Origin of the sequence: Streptomyces sp. NPDC017979 (assembly GCF_044328175.1) — a bacterium.
Lineage (GTDB): Bacteria > Actinomycetota > Actinomycetes > Streptomycetales > Streptomycetaceae > Streptomyces.
Genome location: NZ_JBIRGU010000002.1, coordinates 481,234 through 500,175, shown reverse-complemented (window position 1 = coordinate 500,175; position 18,942 = coordinate 481,234). Strand labels below are relative to the sequence as shown.

Here is an 18,942-nt window from a genome sequence, read left to right as displayed (position 1 = left end):
GACGCGCGGTCCTCGCACCAGCCGGTTCACCCGGAGCCACACCGAGCTGCCACCCGCAGCCGAAGGCTCACCCCACCCCGCCGGCACCCCACTCCTGGCCGTCGGCCGGGAGTCTCACGTGAGCGAGGCGGGCTCCGTTCCGCGTGGTCCGGAGAGGCGGTAACGCGGTACGCCTGAGCTGGGCCGCGGCTCAGGCGCGGCGGACCCGCCAGAGCCACGCCGACACCCCGGTCAGCAGGGCGAGCATCGTCACGTTGGCCAGGAGCGCCGGGCCGTCGCCCGTCGGGCCGCCGCTGGAGAGGTTCCAGGTGACGATGACGACGGTCGGCAGGACCGCGGTGAGCAGTACGCCGGTGGTCTTCTGGACGGCGGTCCAGTGCACCGAGGTGCACAGGAGCACCGCGCCGACGATGCGGAACAGGACGCCGAACAGCGGCCCGGGCTGGTCGGGGAAGACCACGATGAAGGCCAGCGAGAGCGGGAGCATCAGGAGCGGGACCAGGGGGTGCACCTTGCCGCGCCGGGCCGGGGCCGGAGCGGGCTCGCCGCTCCCGCTCCCCGCCTCGGCCAGCGCCGTCGCCGCGATCGTGCGCGGGTCCCCCAGCTCCGCCAGGACCTCGCCCATCGCGGCGTCGGGGCGCTCGGCGCGCGTCACCTCGATGTGTTCGGCGAGGTCCGCGAGGAGTTCCTGGCGACGGTCGGCGGGGAGCACGGAGGTCTCGCGCTCGACGGCGGAGAGGTAGTCGCGTACGGGGTCGGTGGCGGTGGTGGCAGGGGTCTTCATACGAGGTCTCCGGTGGAGGCGTGGGGGGTGGTCAGGAAGGCGTCGACGGCGTCGCGGAAGCCGGGCCAGACGCGGGTGAACTCGTCGAGCGCGGCCCGGCCGCTGTCGGTGAGCGCGTAGTAGCGACGGGGCGGCCCGGCGGTGGACTCCTGCCAGGTGGTGGTGACCAGGTCGTCCCGGCGGAGCCGGGAGAGCAGCGGGTAGACCGTGCCCTGGCTGGTGGCCAGGGCGCCGGAGCCCTCCAGGGCGTGGAGGAGTTCCACGCCGTAGCGGGGGCGGTCCCGCATCAGGGCGAGTACGCAGTACTCCAGCACGCCCTTGCGCAGCTGGGCGGCTGCCCGGGCCTGCTTGGTCGAATCACCTGGTTCCATGCGATGCAAGATACCTGGTCGGGCAAGTGCGTAGCAAAAACGCGTCTGACCGGCGACCGGTCGGGGATCACGCGATGCCCCGTGGCCATCCGCCCGCTCCCCCGATTAGCTTGGTGATCATGAACCAGACGAGTTCCGCCACCGACCAGGCTCCCGCCAACCCTGCTGCCACCGATGAGGAGTTGGCGAGCCAGCCCATCGGCTACTGGAGCGGGCGCGTCCATGCGCTCGTCACGCGGCAGCTGCGCGACGCGATGGCGCGGATCGACGTCACGCAGCCGCAGTACTGGGTCCTCAACCGGGTGGACGGCGGACCGGTGGCGCCGAGCGTCGAAGAGGTGGTCGGGCAGCTCACGCCGCTGGCCGACGGGCCGCACGAGATCGCGCGGGCCGTGGACCAACTGCTGCACCGCGGTTGGCTCCGCAGCGACGCCGGGCAGCGCCTCCACCTCACCGACGCCGGCGAGGCCGCCCGGCTGCGGGTGCGGGCGCTGGCGACGGAGGTGCGCGCAGTGGTGCACGAAGGGATCGGGAACGATGAGTACGTGGCGGCGCTGAAGGTGCTGCGCAGGGTGATCGAGAACGTCGAGGGGGCTCTGGACGCCACCGGCCGTGCGGGAGCCTGAGCCGTGCGGGAGCCTGAGCCGTGCGGGAGCCTGACCGGGGCTCCCCACGCGCGGTCGACGGTCAGCGACCACCGGCCATGACGACGACGCACCGCGAGTACCGACTGATGCGGCCGATGACGAATTGGCGCTCGATCGCCGGGTGCCACTCCCCCGGCGCACCGCCGGCCGCCTCCCGCTGGCGGAGGTGGTGACGGGAGAGCCCCAGCAGCAACCACCTCGTCGCGGTCGCGACGTCCGGCGCCCTGCTGAAGACCTCCCGGACCCAGCTCGGCCACACCGCGGCGGGCCCGCCGCGTCCGTCGTCGGGCGGCCGGGTCGGGGCCCTTCCCGGTTCGAGGCCGGAGACGAGCGCGTGCATTTCGGCGTAGGCGAGGACCTGTCGGACGGACGGGCGCACCGGAGGCGCGGGGGCGGCGTACGAGACGATCGCCTCGATCGGGGAGCCCGGTGGCGTCGGGGGGAGCAACTGCCGCCAGCCGCGCGTCAGGTCCGCGTGCGCCCGCTGCGGGGACTCCACCCGGGTGAGGCGGTCCAGCAGGCGCGGGCGCTGGGGGCCCGGGGAGGCGCCGAGAGCCTGCCAGATGGCGTCGCGCCAGGCCAGTTCGCGCTGGCGCACCCGGACCTTCTCCTGTTCGGACGCCGCGAGTTCGCCCAGCGACGTCCCGTTGCGCAGGACCTCCGAGATGTCCGCGAGGGAGACTCCGAGGCTCCGTAATCGCCGTATCAGCCGGAGGTGGTCGAGCGCTTCGGGTTCGTAGCGTCGATGGCCCCCGTCGCTCCGGTGCGTTGCGGGCAGCAGCGCGATGTCGGAGTAGTAGCGCACGGTCTTCACCGGCAGCCCGGCGTGTGCGGCCAGCTCGCCGATGCTCCACCCGCCCCGTCCGCTCCGGGACGTGTTCCGCGTCACACCCTCGCGCATGGCCTTGAACCTCCAGTCCACGGGAGCTCTTAACGTAGGCCCGCCAGTCGGGGCGGTGAAGGCGCTCAAGGGCCTTGCGTCGCTTTTCGCATGAGGCCGGGCCGTCCTGCTGGGAATCGGTTCGACGTCTGGAGGAAGCCATGCAGAAGAATCGCAAACGCCTGTTCGCCGCCGTTCTGCCGCTGGTCGCGATGGCAGGACTCGTGACCGCGGCGACGCCCGCGGTCTCGGCCGACGCGGGTCCGGCCTCGTGCTCCCACTCCTGGTCCAACAAGGACGGGGACACCGGGCGCGTCAAGCAGACCTCCCCGCTGCGCCAGGGCCCGCACGAGGCTTGTGGCAGCGTCGCGCAGGTCTACACCACCTCGCTGCTCGCCTACCACTGCTACATGACGAACGGGGTGGGGAACACCTGGACCCACGCCCGGATCCAGGGCACCGACATCCAAGGCTGGATCTGGGACGGCAATCTGCGGGACAACGGCTCCACCAAGCCCTGTTGACCTCCTGGGGGGGGCGACCTCCCGTGAGGTGACCTCCTAGGTCCGCGGCCGGGGGACGCTGCTGGAAGCGTCCCCCGGTTCGCCTATGGCGCGTCCTGCGTCCGCAGGTCGTTGTAGACCGTCGCGCGGGAGACGCCGAGGACGCCCGCCAGCACGCGCGTCGCGTGCTTCACGTCCAGGTGGCCCTGTGCGCGCAGGGCACGGACCAGGTCGGTGCGGTCGCGGGTGGGGAGTTCGCGGGGCGTGCAGCCGCGGAGTGCCGCGTACTCCCGGGCCGCTTCGTGGAGGGCGGACGCCGGGGGGCGCAGGGTCTCCGGCGGGGTGGGGCCGGGGTCGTCGGTGCGGGTCAGGCGGGTGGCGACGGCGGCGAGTTCGGTCAGGAGGGACACGTCCAGGTTGAGGCAGAGCGCGCCGACGTACGCGCCGTCGGCGTTGCGGATGCCGATGGACGTGCTCTTCACCGCGCGGCCGTCGGGGAGGCGGCCCGGGTAGTTCTGGACGACGTCGGGGAAGTCGGGGTCGGCCAGGCGGGCGAGGCCGAGTTCGGTCGCCGGGTCGCCGGGGCGGCGGCCGGAGAGCGGGTTCTCCACCGCGCGTACGGCGTGGTCCGGGTCCCGCAGGTCGTGGAGGACCACTTCGCACAGGCCGGGGAACATCTTCCCCACCGCGCCGGCGATCTTCTCCGCCTCGCGCAGCAGGAGTTCGTCCTCGTCGCTCACGACGCGCGCCCTCCGCTCACGATGCGCTGCATCGCGCCCGCCGCCTTGAGGCCGGAGCCGGTGAGGACGACGACGGTGCGTTCGCCGGGCACGATGAGTCCGCGGGCGGCGAAGGCGTCGACGGCCGCCGCCGCGGTGGCGCTGGTGGGCTCCGCGTACAGCCCCTTCGCGGCGAGGCGGCGCACCGCGTCCTCGATCGCGGCCTCCGGGACCGCGGTCATCTCGCCGCCCGAGCGGCGGACGGCACGCAGCACCTCGGGGAGGCGTACGGGGTGCCGGATGGCGGTGCCTTCGGCGACGGTGGGGGCCGCTTCGTACGGCACGGGCGTCTCCACCCCGGCACGGTGACTCGCGTGGATCGGCGCGCAGTTGGCGGGTTGGGCCACCAGCAGCCGCGGCAGTCGGTCGATCTGGCCGGCGGCCAGCAGCTCGCCGAAGCCGAGGTCGCAGCCGAGGACGGTGCTGCCCGCGCCGGCGACGGTGACGACGGCGTCCGGGGCGCGGAAGCCGAGGTCCTCCCAGATCTCGTACGCGAGGGTCTTGACGCCCTGGAGGAAGAAGGGGTGCCAGTTGTGGCTGGCGTAGGGGGTGGTGGCGGCGCGGCGCAGCGCTTCGGCCGCGGTGGCCTCGCGGTCGCCGGGGACCAGCTCGACCTCGGCGCCGTACGCGCGGGCCTGGAGGACCTTCGCGGGCGAGGTGGCCTCGGGGACGAGGATCCGGGCGCGGATGCCGGCGGCGGCGCAGTACGCGGCGACGGACGAGCCGCCGTTGCCGGAGCTGTCTTCGATGACGTCGGTGACGCCGTGGTGGGCGAGGAAGGAGATCAGGACGCTGGTGCCGCGGTCCTTGAAGCTGCCGGTGGGGTTGGACCACTCGGTCTTGAAGGAGACCGGGTGGCCGCTCCACTCGCCGTCCAGCAGCGGGGTGCAGCCCTCGCCCAGCGAGACGGGCGCCGCCTCGTCGAGCGGCGCGGGCAGGGCGGCGCGGTAGCGCCACAGCGAGCGGCGGGCGGTGTCCACGTCGTCGCGGGTGATGCCGGGCAGCGGGGCGACGCAGAGCGGTGCTCCGTCGTCGCCGCGCCAGCGCAGGGGGTCGGTGAGGGGGTAGGTGCGGCCGGAGCGTTCGTCGACGTAGTGAGCTACTTGATCAGGCACGCTGGACAGCTTTTCCAGCTTTGGACCGATCGTCAACCCTTACTGCGTCGCCCCTCGCTCTCGCCCGTTCACGCCCGTTCACGCCCGGAGTTCGTCGAGCCGCAGGAACGTCAGCGCGCGGCGCATCAGATCGGCGAAGTCCTCGGGCTCGTCCCGCCAGGCCCAGTACTCCATGGTGACGGTGAAGGCGTTCAGCACCGCGGCGGTCAGCAGACGCACTTCGAGGCTGTCGACGGGGGCGCCCGTGCGGGACGCCAGCGCCGGCGCTAGCCGCTCCTGCGTCTCCTGCCCCGCGGCGAGCCAACGCGCCCTCAGGGCGGGGACGGTACCGAGGACGCGGACCAGTCGACGGGCCCGCGCCGCGTCCGCCAGTCGCCGCTCGGCCGTCGCCGTCACGAAGGACGCCTCGACGACGGCGCTGAGCGGGGCTTCGGCCGGATGCGCCGCGAGGACGTCCACGAGTTGGCCGACGCTGTCGGCGAAGAGGGGGGTGAGGGCGTCCTCCTTCGCCGGGCAGTAGCGGTAGAAGGTGCGCAGCGAGATGCCCGCGGCTGCGGCGATGTCCTCCACCGTCGTCGCGTCGTAACCGCGGTCGGCGAACAGGGTCGCCGCGGCCTCCGCGATCTCCAGTCGAGTCTGGAGGCGCCGCTGTTCCGTCAGGGACGGACGGCCCCGTGCTGCCGCCATGGTGTGCTCCTCGCCGCGCTTCGCCTCGGGCTCCATTGTCACAGACGCATTTTCTGGCACGACATGCCAGAAAATCGTATGCTGATCACGACCGATCGGCAGCGGGGCGCCAACGGTCGGCGCACCTGCATCCGATTCATCCAGGCATGCGCATGAGCGCCCTCCGTCCGCGCACCGACCGGTGAACGAACAGCGTCAGCAGCAACCTCAGCGAAGGAGCCGACCATGTCCCGCACCTACCTCATCACCGGAGCCGCCTCCGGCATCGGCAAGGCCACCGCCACCCGGCTCAAGGAACAGGGGCACACGGTCATCGGCGCCGACCTCAAGGACGCCGACATCGTCGCGGACCTCGCCACCGCCGACGGCCGGGCCCATCTCGTCGAGCGCGCGGGCGAGTTGAGCGGCGGGCGGCTCGACGCCGTGATCGCGAGCGCCGGTCTCGCCGGTTTCGCACCGCGCGTGGTGAGCGTCAACTACTTCGGCGCGGTCGCCACCCTGGAAGGGCTGCGCCCCCTGCTGGCCGCCGGTACGGACCCGCGCGCCGTCGTCATCAGCTCGGTCGCCTCCGTCCACCCCCACGACACGGCCGTCGCCGAAGCGGCGCTCACCGGCGACGAGGAAGCGGCGCTGGCCGCCGCCCGGGCGGCGGTCGACCGGGGGGAGGGCTATGCGATCTACGGATCGACCAAGGCCGCCGTCGCCCGCTGGGTACGCCGCACCGCCGTGACCGCCGACTGGGCGGGCGCCGGCATCCCCCTCAACGCCATCGCCCCCGGAACCGTCGCCACCCCCATGACGGAACCCATGCTGACCAGCCCCGACCTGCGCAAGATCGTGGACGAGGCGATCCCCATGCCGCTCCACGGCCACGCCCGGCCGGCGCAGATAGCTCCCCTCCTGGACTGGCTCACCTCCCCCGAGAACCACCTGGTCACCGGCCAGGTCGTCTTCATCGACGGCGGCGCCGACGCCGTGCTGCGCGGCGACGGCACGTGGTGAGCCCGTCGAGGGAAGCGGCGGACGGCCAGGAACGCGCCGCGGCATCCGAAGGCCCGTCCGTGCACGTGCTCACCCGCGCCGTCGTCGTCACCGCCGACCCCGATGACGTCTGGCAGGTCATCGGCGCCTTCGGCGGCCTCGCCGACTGGCACCCCCTGCTGCCGCCGTCGGTGATCGAGGACGACGCCGATCCCGAGACGCCCGGGGCGATCCAGGCGTTCTCCGTCAACGGCCGCGTGGTCATCCGGGAACGGCTCCTGGAGAAGGACGACGCGCGCAGGATCCTCCGGTACGCCATCCACAAATCCGCCGTTCCCGTCTCCGACTACGTCGCCACACTGTCCGCGCAGCCGCACGACGCGGGCACCGAGATCCGCTGGGCCGCGACGTACGAGGCCGCCGACGAACTCGTCCCCGAGATCGAGAAGCACTTCGGCGACACCATTTACGCCACCGGCCTGGACGCCCTCAAGGAACGCTTCGCCAGGCATTAGGGGCGACGGCCGCCAGGCGCTCGGCCTCATTCGTAACCTGTGGGTTACACTTCCCTCATGGATGAGGTGACCAACGCCATCGCGGATCCCGTACGCCGGGACATCCTCGTCATGCTGCGCGGGACCACCCTCACCGCCGGCGAGATCGCCCGTCGCTTCCCCATCAGCCGCCCGGCGATCAGCCGGCACCTGCGCGTACTGCGCGAGAGCGGCCTGGTGCACGACGAGGTCACCGGCACCCGGCGGCTCTACCGGCTCGACCCGGCAGCCCTGACGGAACTCGCCGAATGGATCTCCGTCCTGCGCGCCCCGGCCGGCTGGGACCACCGGCTGGACGCCCTGGAGACCGAGGTCCACCGCACCCGCCGCGAGCGGGCCGAGCACCGCCCGACCCAGCACCGAGAGCGCACGGAGGACACCGCATGACTCCCGTACCCACCGGTCGGCTCGCGCCCACCGCCGACGGCCACGACCTGACCCTCACCCGCACCTTCCGGGCCCCGATCGACGACGTCTGGGCCAGCGTCACCGAGCCCGAGCGGACGGCGCGGTGGTTCGGCCCCTGGGAAGGCGACGCCGCCCCCGGCCGCACCGTCAAGGTCCGGCTGTCCTTCGAGGAGGACGCACCCTGGTGCGACCTGCGCATCGAAGCGTGCGAGCCGCCCCACCGCCTGGTCGTCTCCATGTCCGACGAAGCGGGCGACTGGCACCTGGAGCTCCGGCTGTCCGCCTCGGGCGGCACGACGGAGCTGCAACTGATCCACCACCTCAAGGACGCGAAGGGGATCGGTGAGATCGGGCCGGGCTGGGAGTACTACCTCGACCTGCTCCGCGCCTCCCACGACGGCACGGACCAGCCCGCCTTCGACGACTACTACCCCGCCCAGCGCGACTACTTCGCCGCCCTCGCCGGCTGAGGTCTGTGACCGCGCACGTTCACCGGGACCGACCGGTGCGATCGATCAGGGCGCAGCAGCGCACCGTCGCGGGACCGGGGTGCTTCACGGCCGGGTGGCATCGGCCGGATCGGACTGCCTGGTCGGGCCGGTCACATCGGAGGTGTAGGTGATCGTGCCTCCGTCCCCGAAGGTGAGGGCCGTGCCGCTTACGCCACCGTGGAAACGGTAGGTGTGCCCGGGCCGATGGGGCCGGACCAGTACGTCGCGCAGCGCCCGGGCCGTGGGGGCGAGGTGCGGGACGACCGCGGCGATGAAGCCCGCCCGCACGAACGCCCCTGCCAGTTCCCCGACGAACCCGAAGGCGGAGAACACCGGCGGGACGGCGAACAACAGGAAGGACAGGCAGAAGAAGGCGGGCATGTGCTCGCGGTCGTCCTTCATGCGGGCGGCCGACCGCTCGCGCAGATCGACGTCCCCCAGCGGGTTGTGCGGGACGACCTCCCACCTGCCGGAGTCCCGACCGGAGGTGAGCAGTCGGAAGGTCACGCGCTGCCCGCGCTCCAGGTGGCCGATGGCGAAGACCGCTTCCCGGGGGCCCTGTTCGAGGTCCGGGCGCCGCCGCACACCCCATTCGGCCTCGTGGGCGGAGGTCGCGGCGGCGTCGAGGACCTCGCTGCCGTCGGCGAACCGGAACCGCAGTTGCTGCTGTTGGACGACGCAGGTCCCGGTGTTCTCCACGGTGAACTCGACGGAGCTGAGGTCCTCGACGTGCCTGCCGTCGTAGGTGAGTCCGAGCCGGGGCCGCACCTGCTCGTCGGCGGAGACGACGGCCGTCCGCGTCTCGGCCTCGTAGGAGAGGCGTTTGGTCGGCTCACGGCGGGCCTTCACGTACTCGATCACCATCGTGCCGAGCACGCCGACGAGCCCGCCCGCGAGGGCGATGACCAGGTTCCGCTGGAATTCCGTCAGCGCTGTCTCTGCGGCCCAGTTCACCGTTGCCCCCCGTCGCTCACCGACGGGTCACCTTAGCCGCGGAGGATGCCGGTGCGCAGGCGGATCCTGCGCCCGGTGACGGTCCCGTCGCACGTCCGTCACCGGCGTGGACGCGGTGACGAACGGTTCGAGCGGTGACGAACGGTTCGACCGACGTCCAGCGGTCAGGACGGTGCCGCCGGGCAACGGGCGCCCCGTGGCGGGACGACATGGTCGGTGAGGTAGCGGTTCACGGCGCCCTCCATGCACGGGCCGCTCGTCGCGCTGCCGTGGCCGTGGCCCTCGTAGGTGAGGAGCGCGCCGCTGCGGCCGAGTTGACGGGCCACCGAGACCGCCCCGGGGTGGCCCGTCGCGGGGTCGTGCAGCGCGTTGGTCAGCAGGACCGGCGGGACGCCGCGGGCGTCCAGGCGGTGCTGCGGGTTCGCGGTCGGCGCGCCCAGGCAGGCCGCGACCATGTGCACCGGCAGCAGGTACGGCAGGTCGGGCGCGGTCGTCCGCATCGTGGCGACGAGTGAGGCGTACTCCCGGTGGTCGCGCACCGGCAGACGCCAGTCCGAGCAGAAGACGGGGGCGGCCGAAGGCAGCGGCTCCACCGAGGTGGGTGACGCGGGCAGCGGGACGCTCGCGTCCATCGTCGCGACCGTCGCGGCCAGGCCCGCGTAGTCGGCACCGTAGAACTTCCGGAACGCCACCTTGTTGACCAGGTCAGACGCGGACAGCGAGGCGCCCGGCTTCGACGGGTCCGCCAACTCGCCCCGTTCGGCGCGGGCCAGCAGGTCCTGCCAGACGGCGCGCACGTCGCGGTCGTGCAACGCGCACTGCGCGGCGTCCTCGCACCACTTCACGAACTCCCGGAACGAGTCCTGTGCCGCGGTCGCCTGGGACCGCAGGAAGTCGCGGGCGGTCGGGACGCTGTGGTCCATGACGCTCTCCAGCAGCATCGCGCGCACGCGCCGCGGGTACGTCTCGGCGTACTGCGCGCCGAGCAGCGTCCCGTACGAACTGCCGTGGAAGGTCAGCTTCCGCTCGCCGAGCGCGGCCCGGAGGGCGTCCAGGTCCCGGACGGTCTGGGCGCTGTCCAGGTGGTCGAACACCGGGCCGGTGCGGGCGCGGCAGTCCGCCCGGAGCCGGCTGTTGTACGCCGTGGTCGCGTCGAAGTCCGCCTGGCTCTTCAGCTCCGGCGAGGGCCGCGCGGCGAGCAGGTCGCGGGAGCAGGTGATCGGGCTGCTGCCGCCCACGCCGCGCGGGTCGAAGCTCACGACGTCGAACCTGCGGCGGACCTCGGTGCTGAAGCGGTGGGCGCGGTCCACCACCGTCGCCACGCCCGAGTCGCCCGGACCGCCGGGCCCGAACACCAGCGAGCCGACGCGCGCGTCGGGATCGGCTGCCTTGCGCCGGGCCACGGCCAGGTCCAGCCTCGGCCCGTCCGGGCGGGCCCAGTCGACCGGGACGGACAACTCGGCGCACTCGGCGCCCGGCCGCGCCGGGTCGCCGCACGCCACCCACCGCAGGGGGCCCGCAGCGGACGGCGACGCGTGGGCCACGGGGGCGACGGCGGGGCCGGCGAGCCCGGCGACGACGGCCAAGGTCGCGGCCCGCGCGAAGACGCGCCGCAGAGCGGACCTCCCTCGTAACGGCATGGATCCTCCTCGTGAACAGGCCAGTTGGGGCGTGTGAGCGTGCGGGGCCGGCCGGGGCACCGTCTTCACGTTAGGTGCGCAACGGCCCACGTGGCAGTCCCGCCCGGGCCTTTCCGGGTCAGGTCAGGGTCGGCGTCAGGGGCGGATCAGGGACGCGCTCCGGTACGCGCTCCGGGAAGGTCCCAGGGGCTGCGGAGGTGCGGAGCCAGATCCGGCGTTTCGCGGACGTCCGAGGGCGCGGCCCGCACAATCTGGCGTACGGAAGACGGTTCGCGAGAACCCCGGACGAGGCGAGGCGAGCACTGCATGGACCGTGAGCCACCCCCGGGGACGGGCCCGCCGCCCGCACCGCCCGCGAGCCCGTCCGGCGCCCGCTCCGTGCCCTCCTGGGCCGCACCGCCCCCGCGGCGGCGGGACCTCGCGACCGCCTGGGGATGCGTACTGCTGCTGCTCCACGCCCTCGGCGGCTATCTGCTGCTGCTCGCCCTCATGACCCGCTCCGAGGGCCCCTGGGACGACTCGGTCACGACCACGGTGCGCGTCATCGCCGGCACCTCCGCCACGGTGGAACTGACGGCCACCGCGGTGACCTTCGGCTGCGTGCGGTGGGGCGTGCTGCGGGCCTGGTGGTACGCGGTACCGGCGCTGATGGTCGCCGCGGCGCTGCTCCGCATGCTCTTCGCCCCCGCTCCCGGGTAGGGGCGGAAACTCCCGTGCCCCGCGGGCGGGCGTGGGTGATCATGACCGGATGGACGCTCGCTTCCTCGGCACCGCCGAACTGGTCGAGACCCCGTCCGCGGCGGTCGTCGTCGACGTCATGCGCGCCTTCACCGTCGCCGCCTGGGCCTTCGCCCGGGGCGCGGAGAAGATCGTGCTCGCCGCATCGTTGGACGAGGCCCTGGCGCTCAAGGAGGACCACCCGGAGTGGGTGGCCCTCAAGGACGGCCCGCCCGCGCCCGGGTTCGACGCCGTCAACTCACCGGGCCTGCTGCGCTCCGCGGACCTGGGCGGTCGGACCGTCGTGCAGAAGACCACCGCCGGGACGGTCGGCGCCCTCGCGGTGAAGGACGCGCCGCTCGTGCTGTGCGCCGGCTTCGTGGTGGCGGAGGCGACGGCGGAGCTCCTGCGGGCCCGGGGGTGCGACAGCGTGACGTACGTCGTCACCGGGGAGGACGGGCGGGCCGACGAAGACCTCGCGTGCGCCCAGTACATCGCCCGCAGGGCCGCCTGGGACGGGGAGGCGGTCGCGGGCGAGTACCTGCGGCGCGCCGGTGCGTCGCGTGCCGCCGAAGAGTTGGCGCAGGGCGTGCGCGAGGGAGCCCACCCCGACGACGTCGCGCTCTGCCTGGAACTCGACCGGTTTCCCTTCGCCATGGTGGCGGCCGTGGAGGACTCGCTGATGGTCCTGCGACCGTACGCCTGACACCCGGACACCCGGACACCCATACGCCTGACACCTGACACCGGCTTGGGCCGGAGCACCCCCGGCCCAAGCCCCGCGCCCCGCGCGCCCCCGCTTCAGCGGCCGATCGCGCGCCCCCGTGCCTGCATCAGGATTTCGCCCGGCGCGATGCCCAGGGACCTGTTCAGCCGGTTGCGCATGTGCTCGTAGACGTCGAGCGCGGCCACCCGCATGCCCGCCGCCGTCAGCGCGTCCATCAGGATCGCGTGCGAGGACTCGTTGAAGTGGTCCTCCTCGCAAGCGCGGCGCGCCGCGACGACGGCCTCCTGGGGGCGGCGGGCGTCGAGCGCCGCGCGGGCCAGTTCCTGGAGGTGGCCCGTGTGCTCCAACATCAGGGACTGGTGGGTGTGGTGGTCCACGCACTCCGCCGGCACCCCCTCCAGCAGCCGGCCGCGCCACAGCGCCAGGGCGCCCTGGAGGTGCCGCAGTCGGTGCAGCGGGTCGGTGAGGTGCCGGGCGCGTTCGACGGCGTGCCGGAACCTCGCCAGGTCGGTGAGCATGGCACCGCCCGCGGTCGGCCGGGCCGGGTGGCCCACGGGCCCCGCGAACCCGCCGAGCCCGCCCGCGCCCACGACCGCCCCCGCACCGGCGGCGGCGCAGTCGGTCAGCGCGTAGCCGGACGGCTGGGTCACCACCCCGAGCCCGCCGTCCGTGGCGTTCAGCAGCCAGGACCGCAGCCGGTGGGCCCCGGTGTGCAGTCGCTGCTTGGCCTGGGACGTCGAACGGTCGGGCCACAGCCGGGCGGCGAAGTCGTCGGCGTTCACCGGCAGCGGGTGCGCCAGGGCGAGCGAGCCGAGCAGGGCGCGGACGACCGCCCCCGAGGGGGCCGTGTGTCCGGTGGGGCCGAGGAGGACGACGGGGCCCAGGATGCCGACGCTGTGCACCGGCAGAGCCGTGGTCGGGGGTTCCCCGAACGCGTCCCCGAAGGTGTCCTCCCCGAAGGTGTCCGGCTGTCCGGGGCCGTGGTCAGCGAGCCCCTGGTCGATGTCGCCGGCGATCTGCATGGTTGACCCCGTTTCGTCGTTGGTCATGTGACTAATGGGTCCTGTGGTTCTTCTGTCTCGTACGTCGGTCCAGTCCTTCGGCTCGGTTCAGCGCTTCGGCTCAGCCCAACCCCTCGATTCCGCCCAACCCTTCGTCTCCGCCCGACACTTCAGCTCGGCCCGACCCTTCAGCTCGGCGCCCTTGCTCAACGGAGCACCAGGGTGTGGCCCTGGTACGGCAGGACCTCCCCGATCACCGGGTGGCCGGGCAGTTCGCCGGCGACGAGGAGGCCGCCCGAGGTCTGGGCGTCGGCGAGGAGCAGGGCGGTGAGTTCGTCCGCGGCGGTCAGGTCGGAGTGCGGCGCGACCCAGGCGAGGTTGCGCCGGGTGCCGCCGCTGATGTGCCCGGCCGCAGCCGCGGTGCGGGCCGCCGCGAGCACCGGCACCCGCTCGGCGTCGATCGCGAGCGTCACCCCCGAGGCCCGCGCCATCCGCTGGGCGTGCCCGAGGAGCCCGAAGCCGGTGACGTCCGTACCGCCCCGGACCCCGGCGGCGGTGGCCGCGGCCGCCGCGTCCCGGTTGAGCGTCGTCATCACCTCGACGGCCTCGGGGAAGACCTCGCCGGTCGCCTTGTGCGCGGTGTTCAGCACGCCCACGCCGAGCGGCTTGGTGAGGGTGAGCGGACGGCCGACGGCCGCCCCGTCGAGGGTGATCAGCCGGTCCGGGTGGACGGTGCCGGTGACGGACATGCCGTACAGCGGCTCCGGCGAGTCGACGCTGTGCCCGCCGGCGACCGGGCACCCGGCGCCGCGCGCCGCGTCCAGCCCGCCGCGCAGCACCTCGCGGGCCAGCTCCATCGGGAGCGCGGCCCGCGGCCAGGCGAGCAGGTTGATCGCCATGGCGGGGGTGCCGCCCATGGCGTACACGTCGGAGAGCGCGTTGGTGGCCGCGATCCGCCCCCAGGTGTACGGGTCGTCCACGACCGGCGTGAAGAAGTCGGCGGTGGAGATGGCGGCGAGGTCGGGGCGCAGGCGCACCACGGCCGCGTCGTCGCCGTGCTCGGGGCCCACCAGCAGGGCCCCCGGGCAATCGCCGTCGGCGTCCGCCCGCGTGTCACCGTCCGTGGCGGCCCGATCGGTGAGACCGCTGAGCAAGGTCTCCAACTCGCCGGGCGGGATCTTGCAGGCGCAGCCGCCGCCCTGGCCGAATCGGGTCATCCTCGGCACGTTCACGCGCGTCTCTCCCTCGTCTCTTCTCCTGTGGGGTGCACAGTGCGCAGGTCGTCGGGGCCGCGCCGGGTGACCCCGGTGCGGTCCAGGTGCTCGATAAGTGGGAGGGCGATTCGACGGGGTACGTTCCACATCTGACGGGCTTGCGACACGGTGAACGGTCCCCCGGCGAGCGGCGCGAGGGCGCGGGCCGCCGCGGCGGGCACCTGCGCGGCCACGTGGACGACGTCGGAGAGCCTGACGAGCCGTCCGGTCTGCACGGCCAGCGCGAGGGCGCGCCGGTCGACGCCGAGCGCGGCCAGCTCCGCAGCGGTCGGCGCCAGGAACTCGCCGCGGGCCAGCGCCCCTTCGAGCGATTCGACGAGCTGCCGGGCGGCCTTCGGCAGGGGGTCCGCCGCCGCCGCGGGTACGACCCGGCCGGCGCGCAGCGCGAGTTCGGCGGGGAGCAGCGGGGCGAGCAGCGCGCGGTCCGGCAACTCCAGGCGGCGCGCGAGCGCGGCCGCGTCGACCGGTTCGCCGCCCATGGCCGCCAAGGCTTCGGCGGCGACCCGGCGCCGCTCGTCGGGCGCCACCAGCCAGTCGCCGGCGACGGGCGTCTCCGCGTCGCAGTCCACGCCGATGCGGCGCAGCGCGGCGGCGCGCACGAAGCGGCGCGCGGCCGTCTCGTACCCGGCGTCGGGCGTGCCGGGGTGGCGCGCGAGGACGTCGGCACGCAGCGCACCGGCGCTGCGGGGGCCCACGGGCGGCGGTGCGGGGTCGAGCACCAACGCGCTGCCGACGACGCGCCGTTGCTCGGTGACCACCGCGCGGTCACCGACGCGCAGCGGCAGCGCCCTCGCCAGGGTGAGCCGCGCCGTGCCCCGCCCGAAGCGCCGGACGCGCGCGGGCACGGCGGCGGACCCGATGTGCACGGTGCAGCGGGCCGGGATGCGGGCGAGCAGCGGACCGTACAGCCGTACGTCGACGGTGTCGCAGAGCGCGTACGTGCCGGGGCTGCACAGCGCCCGCCCGCGCAACCCTTCGGCGGGGGCGGGGCCGCGGAGGTTCACCGCGACCCGGGCGGGCCCGGTGCAGCGCTCGACCGACCGCCCCAGCTCGTGCAGGGCGCGTACGGTCAACGGCGGCTGGTCGGGCGCCACTTCCAGGACGTCGCCCTTGCTGAGCGTCCCTTCGCGCAGGGTGCCGGTGACGACGAGTCCGTGTCCGGTACGGGCGAAGGCCCGGTCCATCCACAGGCGTACGGGCGCCCGCGGTCGGCCCGGCGGGGTCCGGTCGCGTAACGCTGCGAGTTCCGTGGTCAGTTCGGGCAGGCCCGCGCCGGTGCGGGCGCTGACGGCGACGGCGGGCAGTCCGGCGAGCCCGGTGCCGGCGAGGGCGGCCCGGGCCTGCGCGAGGGCGGGGCCGGGGTCGGCGAGGTCGCACCGCGTCACGGCGAGCACCCCGTCCCGTACGCCCAATGCGTCGAGCGCGGCGGCGTGCTCCCGGGACTGCGGCATCCAGCCGCCGTCGGCGGCGACGGCGAACAGCACGGCCGGCGCGGGCCCGGCGCCGGCCAGCGCGGTGCCGAGGAACCGTTCGTGTCCGGGCACGTCGACGAACGCGACCCGCTCGTCCCCGTCTTCGTCCCCGTCCGCGCCCCCGGTGGCGGGCACGTCGGTCCACACGAACCCGAGGTCGATCGTCAGCCCCCTGCGCTGCTCCTCCTCGGTGCGGTCCGGTTCCATCCCGGTCAGCGCCCGCAGCAGGCTCGACTTCCCGTGGTCGACGTGGCCCGCCGTCACCACGACCATCACGGCCCGGCCCCCACGCCCGCGCCGGTGCCGACGTGCGCGCCCGGCTCCGGCGCCGCGTCGTGCCCAGCGGCGCGATCCGCGGGGCGCGGCGTCGGCTCCGACGGGACCGGTGGCGTCCCTCGCAGCCCCGCCCACGCCGTGAGCACCGCGCCGATCAGGAGTTCGTCGTCGGACTCGTCGACCGTGCGCAGGTCCAGCACCAGCCGGCCCTTGCGCACCCGGCCCAACACCGGGCGGCGGCCGGTGCGCAGGGGTTCGGCGAGGGACGAGGGAAGGGTGACGCCGGCGGACGGCAAGGAGAGGCCGGGCGCACCGCCGCCGCCGACGACCGACTCGGTGGCGACGGCTGCCGCGTCCACGTCCGCGCCCCGCAGCCGGCGCGCCGTGGTCTCCGCGCGTCGCCGCAGCTCCTCGGGCGTACGGGCCAGGGCCGTCTGCACCGGTGCGGCCGGGCCCCGTAGCGTCGCCTCCAGCGCGGCGAGGGTCAGCTTGCCCGTCCGCAGGGCGCGGGCGAGCGGATGGCGGCGGAGCCGTTCCACCAGTTCGGGGCTGCCGAAGAGCAGGCCGGCCTGGGGGCCGCCGAGCAGTTTGTCGCCGCTCGCGGTGACCAGGTGCGCACCCTGGGCGAGGGTGGTGGAGACGTCCGGCTCGTCGGGCAGGAGGGGGTTCGGGGTGAGCAGCCCGGAGCCGACGTCCACGACCAGGGGGCGGCCCAGCGCGGCGAGTTCGCGGACCGGGGGCGAGCTGACGTAGCCGGTCATGGCGAAGTTGGAGGGGTGCACGCGCAGCAGCATCGCGGTGCGGTCACCGATGGCGCGGGCGTAGTCCGCGACCGTGGTGCGGTTGGTCGTGCCGACCTCGCGGAGCCGCGCGCCGGTGCTCTCCAGCAGCTCCGGCAGCCGGAACCCGTCGCCGATCTCGACGAGTTCGCCGCGGCTGACGACGATCTCCGCGCCTTGGGCGAGCGCGGTGGCGGCGAGGACGAGGGCCGCGGCGTTGTTGTTGACGACGTGGACGTCCCCGGCCGCCGGCACCGCGGCCCGCAGCGCGTCGAGCGCGCCCCGCCCGCGCTGCCCGCGGCGGTTCGCCGCCAGGTCGAGTTCCAGGTCGGAGGTGCCGGCGAGGTGGGCGACCGCGTCGACGGCGGCCCGGGACAGCGGCACCCGGCCGAGGTTGGTGTGGACGAGCACGCCGGTGGCGTTCAGCACCCGGCGGTGCCGGGTGGGCGCGGGCGGCAGCCGTACGACGGCGTCCGCGACGGCTTCGGCGACGCTGCGGCCGCCCGCCCGTAAGGAGCGCTGGACGCCCCGGGCCGCCTCGCGCACCTCGTCGGGACCGATGCGGACCGCGGCGGCCCGCAGGCGCGGATCGTCCATGATCTCGCGAACGGACGGTATGCGGACGGACGGTATCCGACCGGGGACGTCGGTCTTCCCCATGTCACTCCTGACAGTGTCCCGGAGGCGGTGGTGCGGCGCTCGCCTGGTGCCGGTGGAGACGGGGTCGGCGAGCGGAAGGTTGAGACGGAGGTGGACGGGAGTCGAACCCGCTGACGCGTAAGGGAAACAACGTCCACCGGTTTTGAAGACCGGGGCCGGCACCGGCCGACGGACACCTCCGGACAAGATCTTCCAAGCCGGACTCCCGTCTGTCAACGAAACCTCGCCTCCTGGGCAGTTGGCGTGAGCAAGGTGAAAGCGGCAGGTGAGAGGGGTGACAGCGGAACGAGAGCGGACGGGAAGGAGCGGCGCGGCCGGGCATAAGGCATCCGGGAGGAACCCGTAAGGCGTCCGCGAGGTGTTCGTGAGCACCCGGCCAGCTCGCGGCGAGTGCGCGGGGAGCCGGCCCGCAGTGTGTGCACAGCCCACCGAAAGACAAAGGACAGATTCAGGACAGAAGCGTCTCCTACGGTGTGTTCCGGGCACGCCGCCGGCGCGCCGACCACGTCGCTCGCTCCACCCCTGGAGGTCCCATGCAGGCCACGGCACACTCCGCGAAGGCCCTGGCACCCGACGGGCGCTGGGTGTCCTTCGCCTGCCGCGCCCGCTCCGTCCAGGACGACTGGTACTGGCACTTCCGCCTGACCAGCCGGTCCATGGGCGTCGGCGTCAGCGTCACCGACCGCGGCTACCCGAGCGTCCTCATAGAGCAGCTCGGCAATCGCCCCGTCCAACAACTCACCTACGACAACCAGCCGCTGCAACTGCTGGCCAACCCCGACGGCGACGGCTGGCAGGGCATCTGGACCGGCCCGCACCACTGCCTGATCATGGCGTTCCCCGGCGACCGGGTCGACGCGGGCGCCGTCACGGGCGTGCTCGACCAACTCGTCCTCACCGACACCGCGGCCGGGCTCGTCGTCAAGCCCCGCTCCTCCGAAGTCTCCTCCTGGAGCCTGTACGGGGTGAAGTTCACCTCCGGCGGCTCCGTGACGATCTACCCCGCGGCCGACGCCGCCCGCCTCGTCCCCGAGGGCTCCGCGGGCAAGTCCGTGGACCACGGGGAAGTGTGGGTGAAGACGATGGGGATCGCGGGCGTGGAGCGGGGGCGCAAGTTCCTGCACTCCGGGCCCAAGGCGGTCTGCCTGGTCGACGACGAGCTGACCTCGGACACCGGCGTCGGCGCCGCCGACCAGGAGGAGCTGCTCCAGACCCTCGACGTGCGCTGGGGAGCGTGAGCCG

At 74.0% G+C, this 18,942-nt stretch carries 21 protein-coding genes and 1 tRNA gene; 9 read left to right on the top strand and 13 right to left on the bottom strand.

Features of this window, described 5'->3' with window-relative positions; genetic code table 11:
- Window positions 1–190: 190 nt before the first annotated feature.
- Together ACH4E8_RS08240 and ACH4E8_RS08235 are read right to left on the bottom strand one after the other, a co-directional pair.
- Window positions 191–784 (bottom strand): HAAS signaling domain-containing protein, encoded by a 594-nt coding sequence (locus ACH4E8_RS08240; RefSeq protein WP_398445554.1) that lies wholly within the window; start codon window positions 782–784, stop codon window positions 191–193.
- Window positions 781–1,155 carry a PadR family transcriptional regulator gene (locus ACH4E8_RS08235; protein WP_398445552.1) on the bottom strand — a complete coding sequence of 125 codons (375 nt, stop codon included), beginning with the start codon at window positions 1,153–1,155 and terminating at the stop codon, window positions 781–783. The genes ACH4E8_RS08240 and ACH4E8_RS08235 overlap by 4 nt, the downstream gene beginning before the upstream one ends.
- Window positions 1,156–1,274: 119 nt before the next feature.
- Between ACH4E8_RS08235 and ACH4E8_RS08230 the strand changes: the two genes are divergently transcribed.
- Entirely contained in the window at window positions 1,275–1,781 is a 507-nt protein-coding gene (locus ACH4E8_RS08230; RefSeq protein ID WP_398445550.1) for a MarR family winged helix-turn-helix transcriptional regulator, read from the top strand.
- 61 nt (window positions 1,782–1,842) lie between these two features.
- Here ACH4E8_RS08230 and ACH4E8_RS08225 read toward each other — a convergent pair whose 3' ends face one another.
- Window positions 1,843–2,703: a MerR family transcriptional regulator gene (locus ACH4E8_RS08225; RefSeq protein WP_398445548.1), complete on the bottom strand. Its 861-nt coding sequence runs from the start codon at window positions 2,701–2,703 to the stop codon at window positions 1,843–1,845.
- A gap of 140 nt (window positions 2,704–2,843) precedes the next feature.
- Between ACH4E8_RS08225 and ACH4E8_RS08220 the strand changes: the two genes are divergently transcribed.
- Window positions 2,844–3,206, top strand: coding sequence for an SH3 domain-containing protein (locus tag ACH4E8_RS08220; RefSeq protein ID WP_361969775.1), 363 nt, complete (start codon window positions 2,844–2,846; stop codon window positions 3,204–3,206).
- A gap of 83 nt (window positions 3,207–3,289) precedes the next feature.
- On the opposite strand, the gene ACH4E8_RS08215 is transcribed toward ACH4E8_RS08220, so the two are convergent.
- The 3 genes from ACH4E8_RS08215 to ACH4E8_RS08205 form a co-directional block, all read right to left on the bottom strand.
- Complete coding sequence (locus ACH4E8_RS08215; RefSeq protein ID WP_398445546.1) at window positions 3,290–3,925, bottom strand: transcriptional regulator; 636 nt, start codon at window positions 3,923–3,925, stop codon at window positions 3,290–3,292.
- The gene (locus ACH4E8_RS08210) at window positions 3,922–5,079 is read right to left on the bottom strand and encodes a pyridoxal-phosphate dependent enzyme (protein ID WP_398445544.1); all 1,158 of its coding nucleotides are present in this window, start codon (window positions 5,077–5,079) and stop codon (window positions 3,922–3,924) included. Before ACH4E8_RS08210 ends, ACH4E8_RS08215 begins: the two co-directional genes overlap by 4 nt.
- 78 nt (window positions 5,080–5,157) lie before the next feature.
- A complete protein-coding gene (locus tag ACH4E8_RS08205) occupies window positions 5,158–5,802 on the bottom strand; it encodes a TetR family transcriptional regulator (protein ID WP_398446092.1) in 645 nt (214 codons plus the stop codon).
- 189 nt (window positions 5,803–5,991) lie between these two features.
- On the opposite strand from ACH4E8_RS08205, the gene ACH4E8_RS08200 reads away from it, so the two are divergent.
- The 4 genes from ACH4E8_RS08200 to ACH4E8_RS08185 are packed head-to-tail and all read left to right on the top strand — an operon-like array spanning window position 5,992 to window position 8,179.
- Window positions 5,992–6,768: an SDR family oxidoreductase gene (locus ACH4E8_RS08200; protein ID WP_398445542.1), complete on the top strand. Its 777-nt coding sequence runs from the start codon at window positions 5,992–5,994 to the stop codon at window positions 6,766–6,768.
- Window positions 6,762–7,262, top strand: a complete 501-nt coding sequence (locus ACH4E8_RS08195; protein ID WP_398445541.1) for an SRPBCC family protein — start codon at window positions 6,762–6,764, stop codon at window positions 7,260–7,262. Before ACH4E8_RS08200 ends, ACH4E8_RS08195 begins: the two co-directional genes overlap by 7 nt.
- A 57-nt stretch (window positions 7,263–7,319) precedes the next feature.
- Window positions 7,320–7,688: a metalloregulator ArsR/SmtB family transcription factor gene (locus ACH4E8_RS08190; protein WP_398445539.1), complete on the top strand. Its 369-nt coding sequence runs from the start codon at window positions 7,320–7,322 to the stop codon at window positions 7,686–7,688.
- Window positions 7,685–8,179, top strand: a complete 495-nt coding sequence (locus ACH4E8_RS08185; RefSeq protein WP_398445537.1) for an SRPBCC family protein — start codon at window positions 7,685–7,687, stop codon at window positions 8,177–8,179. Before ACH4E8_RS08190 ends, ACH4E8_RS08185 begins: the two co-directional genes overlap by 4 nt.
- An 84-nt stretch (window positions 8,180–8,263) precedes the next feature.
- Here the strand turns inward: ACH4E8_RS08185 and ACH4E8_RS08180 are convergent, their stop codons facing one another.
- Both ACH4E8_RS08180 and ACH4E8_RS08175 read right to left on the bottom strand, forming a co-directional pair.
- The gene (locus ACH4E8_RS08180) at window positions 8,264–9,154 is read right to left on the bottom strand and encodes a hypothetical protein (protein ID WP_398445535.1); all 891 of its coding nucleotides are present in this window, start codon (window positions 9,152–9,154) and stop codon (window positions 8,264–8,266) included.
- 164 nt (window positions 9,155–9,318) lie between these two features.
- On the bottom strand, window positions 9,319–10,794 hold the full coding sequence (locus ACH4E8_RS08175) for an alpha/beta fold hydrolase (RefSeq protein WP_398445533.1): 1,476 nt from the start codon (window positions 10,792–10,794) through the stop codon (window positions 9,319–9,321).
- 306 nt (window positions 10,795–11,100) lie between these two features.
- On the opposite strand from ACH4E8_RS08175, the gene ACH4E8_RS08170 reads away from it, so the two are divergent.
- Both ACH4E8_RS08170 and ACH4E8_RS08165 read left to right on the top strand, forming a co-directional pair.
- Window positions 11,101–11,493 carry a hypothetical protein gene (locus ACH4E8_RS08170; RefSeq protein WP_398445531.1) on the top strand — a complete coding sequence of 131 codons (393 nt, stop codon included), beginning with the start codon at window positions 11,101–11,103 and terminating at the stop codon, window positions 11,491–11,493.
- Window positions 11,494–11,542: 49 nt separating this feature from the next.
- Window positions 11,543–12,217, top strand: a complete 675-nt coding sequence (locus tag ACH4E8_RS08165) for a 2-phosphosulfolactate phosphatase (RefSeq protein WP_398445530.1) — start codon at window positions 11,543–11,545, stop codon at window positions 12,215–12,217.
- 95 nt (window positions 12,218–12,312) lie between these two features.
- On the opposite strand, the gene ACH4E8_RS08160 is transcribed toward ACH4E8_RS08165, so the two are convergent.
- The 5 genes from ACH4E8_RS08160 to ACH4E8_RS08140 form a co-directional block, all read right to left on the bottom strand.
- The gene (locus tag ACH4E8_RS08160) at window positions 12,313–13,287 is read right to left on the bottom strand and encodes a BTAD domain-containing putative transcriptional regulator (RefSeq protein ID WP_398445528.1); all 975 of its coding nucleotides are present in this window, start codon (window positions 13,285–13,287) and stop codon (window positions 12,313–12,315) included.
- Between the two features lie 158 nt (window positions 13,288–13,445).
- Entirely contained in the window at window positions 13,446–14,456 is a 1,011-nt protein-coding gene (gene selD, locus ACH4E8_RS08155) for a selenide, water dikinase SelD (RefSeq protein WP_398445526.1), read from the bottom strand.
- An 11-nt stretch (window positions 14,457–14,467) separates the two neighbouring features.
- The gene (locus tag ACH4E8_RS08150; RefSeq protein WP_398445524.1) at window positions 14,468–16,258 is read right to left on the bottom strand and encodes a SelB C-terminal domain-containing protein; all 1,791 of its coding nucleotides are present in this window, start codon (window positions 16,256–16,258) and stop codon (window positions 14,468–14,470) included.
- Window positions 16,258–17,700, bottom strand: a complete 1,443-nt coding sequence (selA, locus tag ACH4E8_RS08145; protein ID WP_398445522.1) for an L-seryl-tRNA(Sec) selenium transferase — start codon at window positions 17,698–17,700, stop codon at window positions 16,258–16,260. The genes ACH4E8_RS08150 and selA overlap by 1 nt, the downstream gene beginning before the upstream one ends.
- Window positions 17,701–17,785: 85 nt before the next feature.
- Window positions 17,786–17,880: transfer RNA gene (locus ACH4E8_RS08140), tRNA-Sec, on the bottom strand.
- Between the two features lie 353 nt (window positions 17,881–18,233).
- On the opposite strand from ACH4E8_RS08140, the gene ACH4E8_RS08135 reads away from it, so the two are divergent.
- On the top strand, window positions 18,234–18,938 hold the full coding sequence (locus tag ACH4E8_RS08135; RefSeq protein WP_398445520.1) for a hypothetical protein: 705 nt from the start codon (window positions 18,234–18,236) through the stop codon (window positions 18,936–18,938).
- The last annotated feature ends 4 nt before the right edge of the window (window positions 18,939–18,942 follow it).

Bases quoted from the DNA above. Each gene is read 5' to 3' on its own strand.
- ACH4E8_RS08240 (WP_398445554.1), bottom strand. From the start codon at position 784: ATGAAGACCCCTGCCACCACCGCCACCGACCCCGTACGCGACTACCTC.
- ACH4E8_RS08235 (WP_398445552.1), bottom strand. From the start codon at position 1,155: ATGGAACCAGGTGATTCGACCAAGCAGGCCCGGGCAGCCGCCCAGCTG.
- ACH4E8_RS08230 (WP_398445550.1), top strand. From the start codon at position 1,275: ATGAACCAGACGAGTTCCGCCACCGACCAGGCTCCCGCCAACCCTGCT.
- ACH4E8_RS08225 (WP_398445548.1), bottom strand. From the start codon at position 2,703: ATGCGCGAGGGTGTGACGCGGAACACGTCCCGGAGCGGACGGGGCGGG.
- ACH4E8_RS08220 (WP_361969775.1), top strand. From the start codon at position 2,844: ATGCAGAAGAATCGCAAACGCCTGTTCGCCGCCGTTCTGCCGCTGGTC.
- ACH4E8_RS08205 (WP_398446092.1), bottom strand. From the start codon at position 5,802: ATGGAGCCCGAGGCGAAGCGCGGCGAGGAGCACACCATGGCGGCAGCA.
- ACH4E8_RS08200 (WP_398445542.1), top strand. From the start codon at position 5,992: ATGTCCCGCACCTACCTCATCACCGGAGCCGCCTCCGGCATCGGCAAG.
- ACH4E8_RS08190 (WP_398445539.1), top strand. From the start codon at position 7,320: ATGGATGAGGTGACCAACGCCATCGCGGATCCCGTACGCCGGGACATC.
- ACH4E8_RS08185 (WP_398445537.1), top strand. From the start codon at position 7,685: ATGACTCCCGTACCCACCGGTCGGCTCGCGCCCACCGCCGACGGCCAC.
- ACH4E8_RS08175 (WP_398445533.1), bottom strand. From the start codon at position 10,794: ATGCCGTTACGAGGGAGGTCCGCTCTGCGGCGCGTCTTCGCGCGGGCC.
- ACH4E8_RS08170 (WP_398445531.1), top strand. From the start codon at position 11,101: ATGGACCGTGAGCCACCCCCGGGGACGGGCCCGCCGCCCGCACCGCCC.
- ACH4E8_RS08165 (WP_398445530.1), top strand. From the start codon at position 11,543: ATGGACGCTCGCTTCCTCGGCACCGCCGAACTGGTCGAGACCCCGTCC.
- ACH4E8_RS08160 (WP_398445528.1), bottom strand. From the start codon at position 13,287: ATGACCAACGACGAAACGGGGTCAACCATGCAGATCGCCGGCGACATC.
- selD (WP_398445526.1), bottom strand. From the start codon at position 14,456: ATGACCCGATTCGGCCAGGGCGGCGGCTGCGCCTGCAAGATCCCGCCC.
- ACH4E8_RS08150 (WP_398445524.1), bottom strand. From the start codon at position 16,258: ATGGTCGTGGTGACGGCGGGCCACGTCGACCACGGGAAGTCGAGCCTG.
- selA (WP_398445522.1), bottom strand. From the start codon at position 17,700: ATGGGGAAGACCGACGTCCCCGGTCGGATACCGTCCGTCCGCATACCG.
- ACH4E8_RS08135 (WP_398445520.1), top strand. From the start codon at position 18,234: ATGCAGGCCACGGCACACTCCGCGAAGGCCCTGGCACCCGACGGGCGC.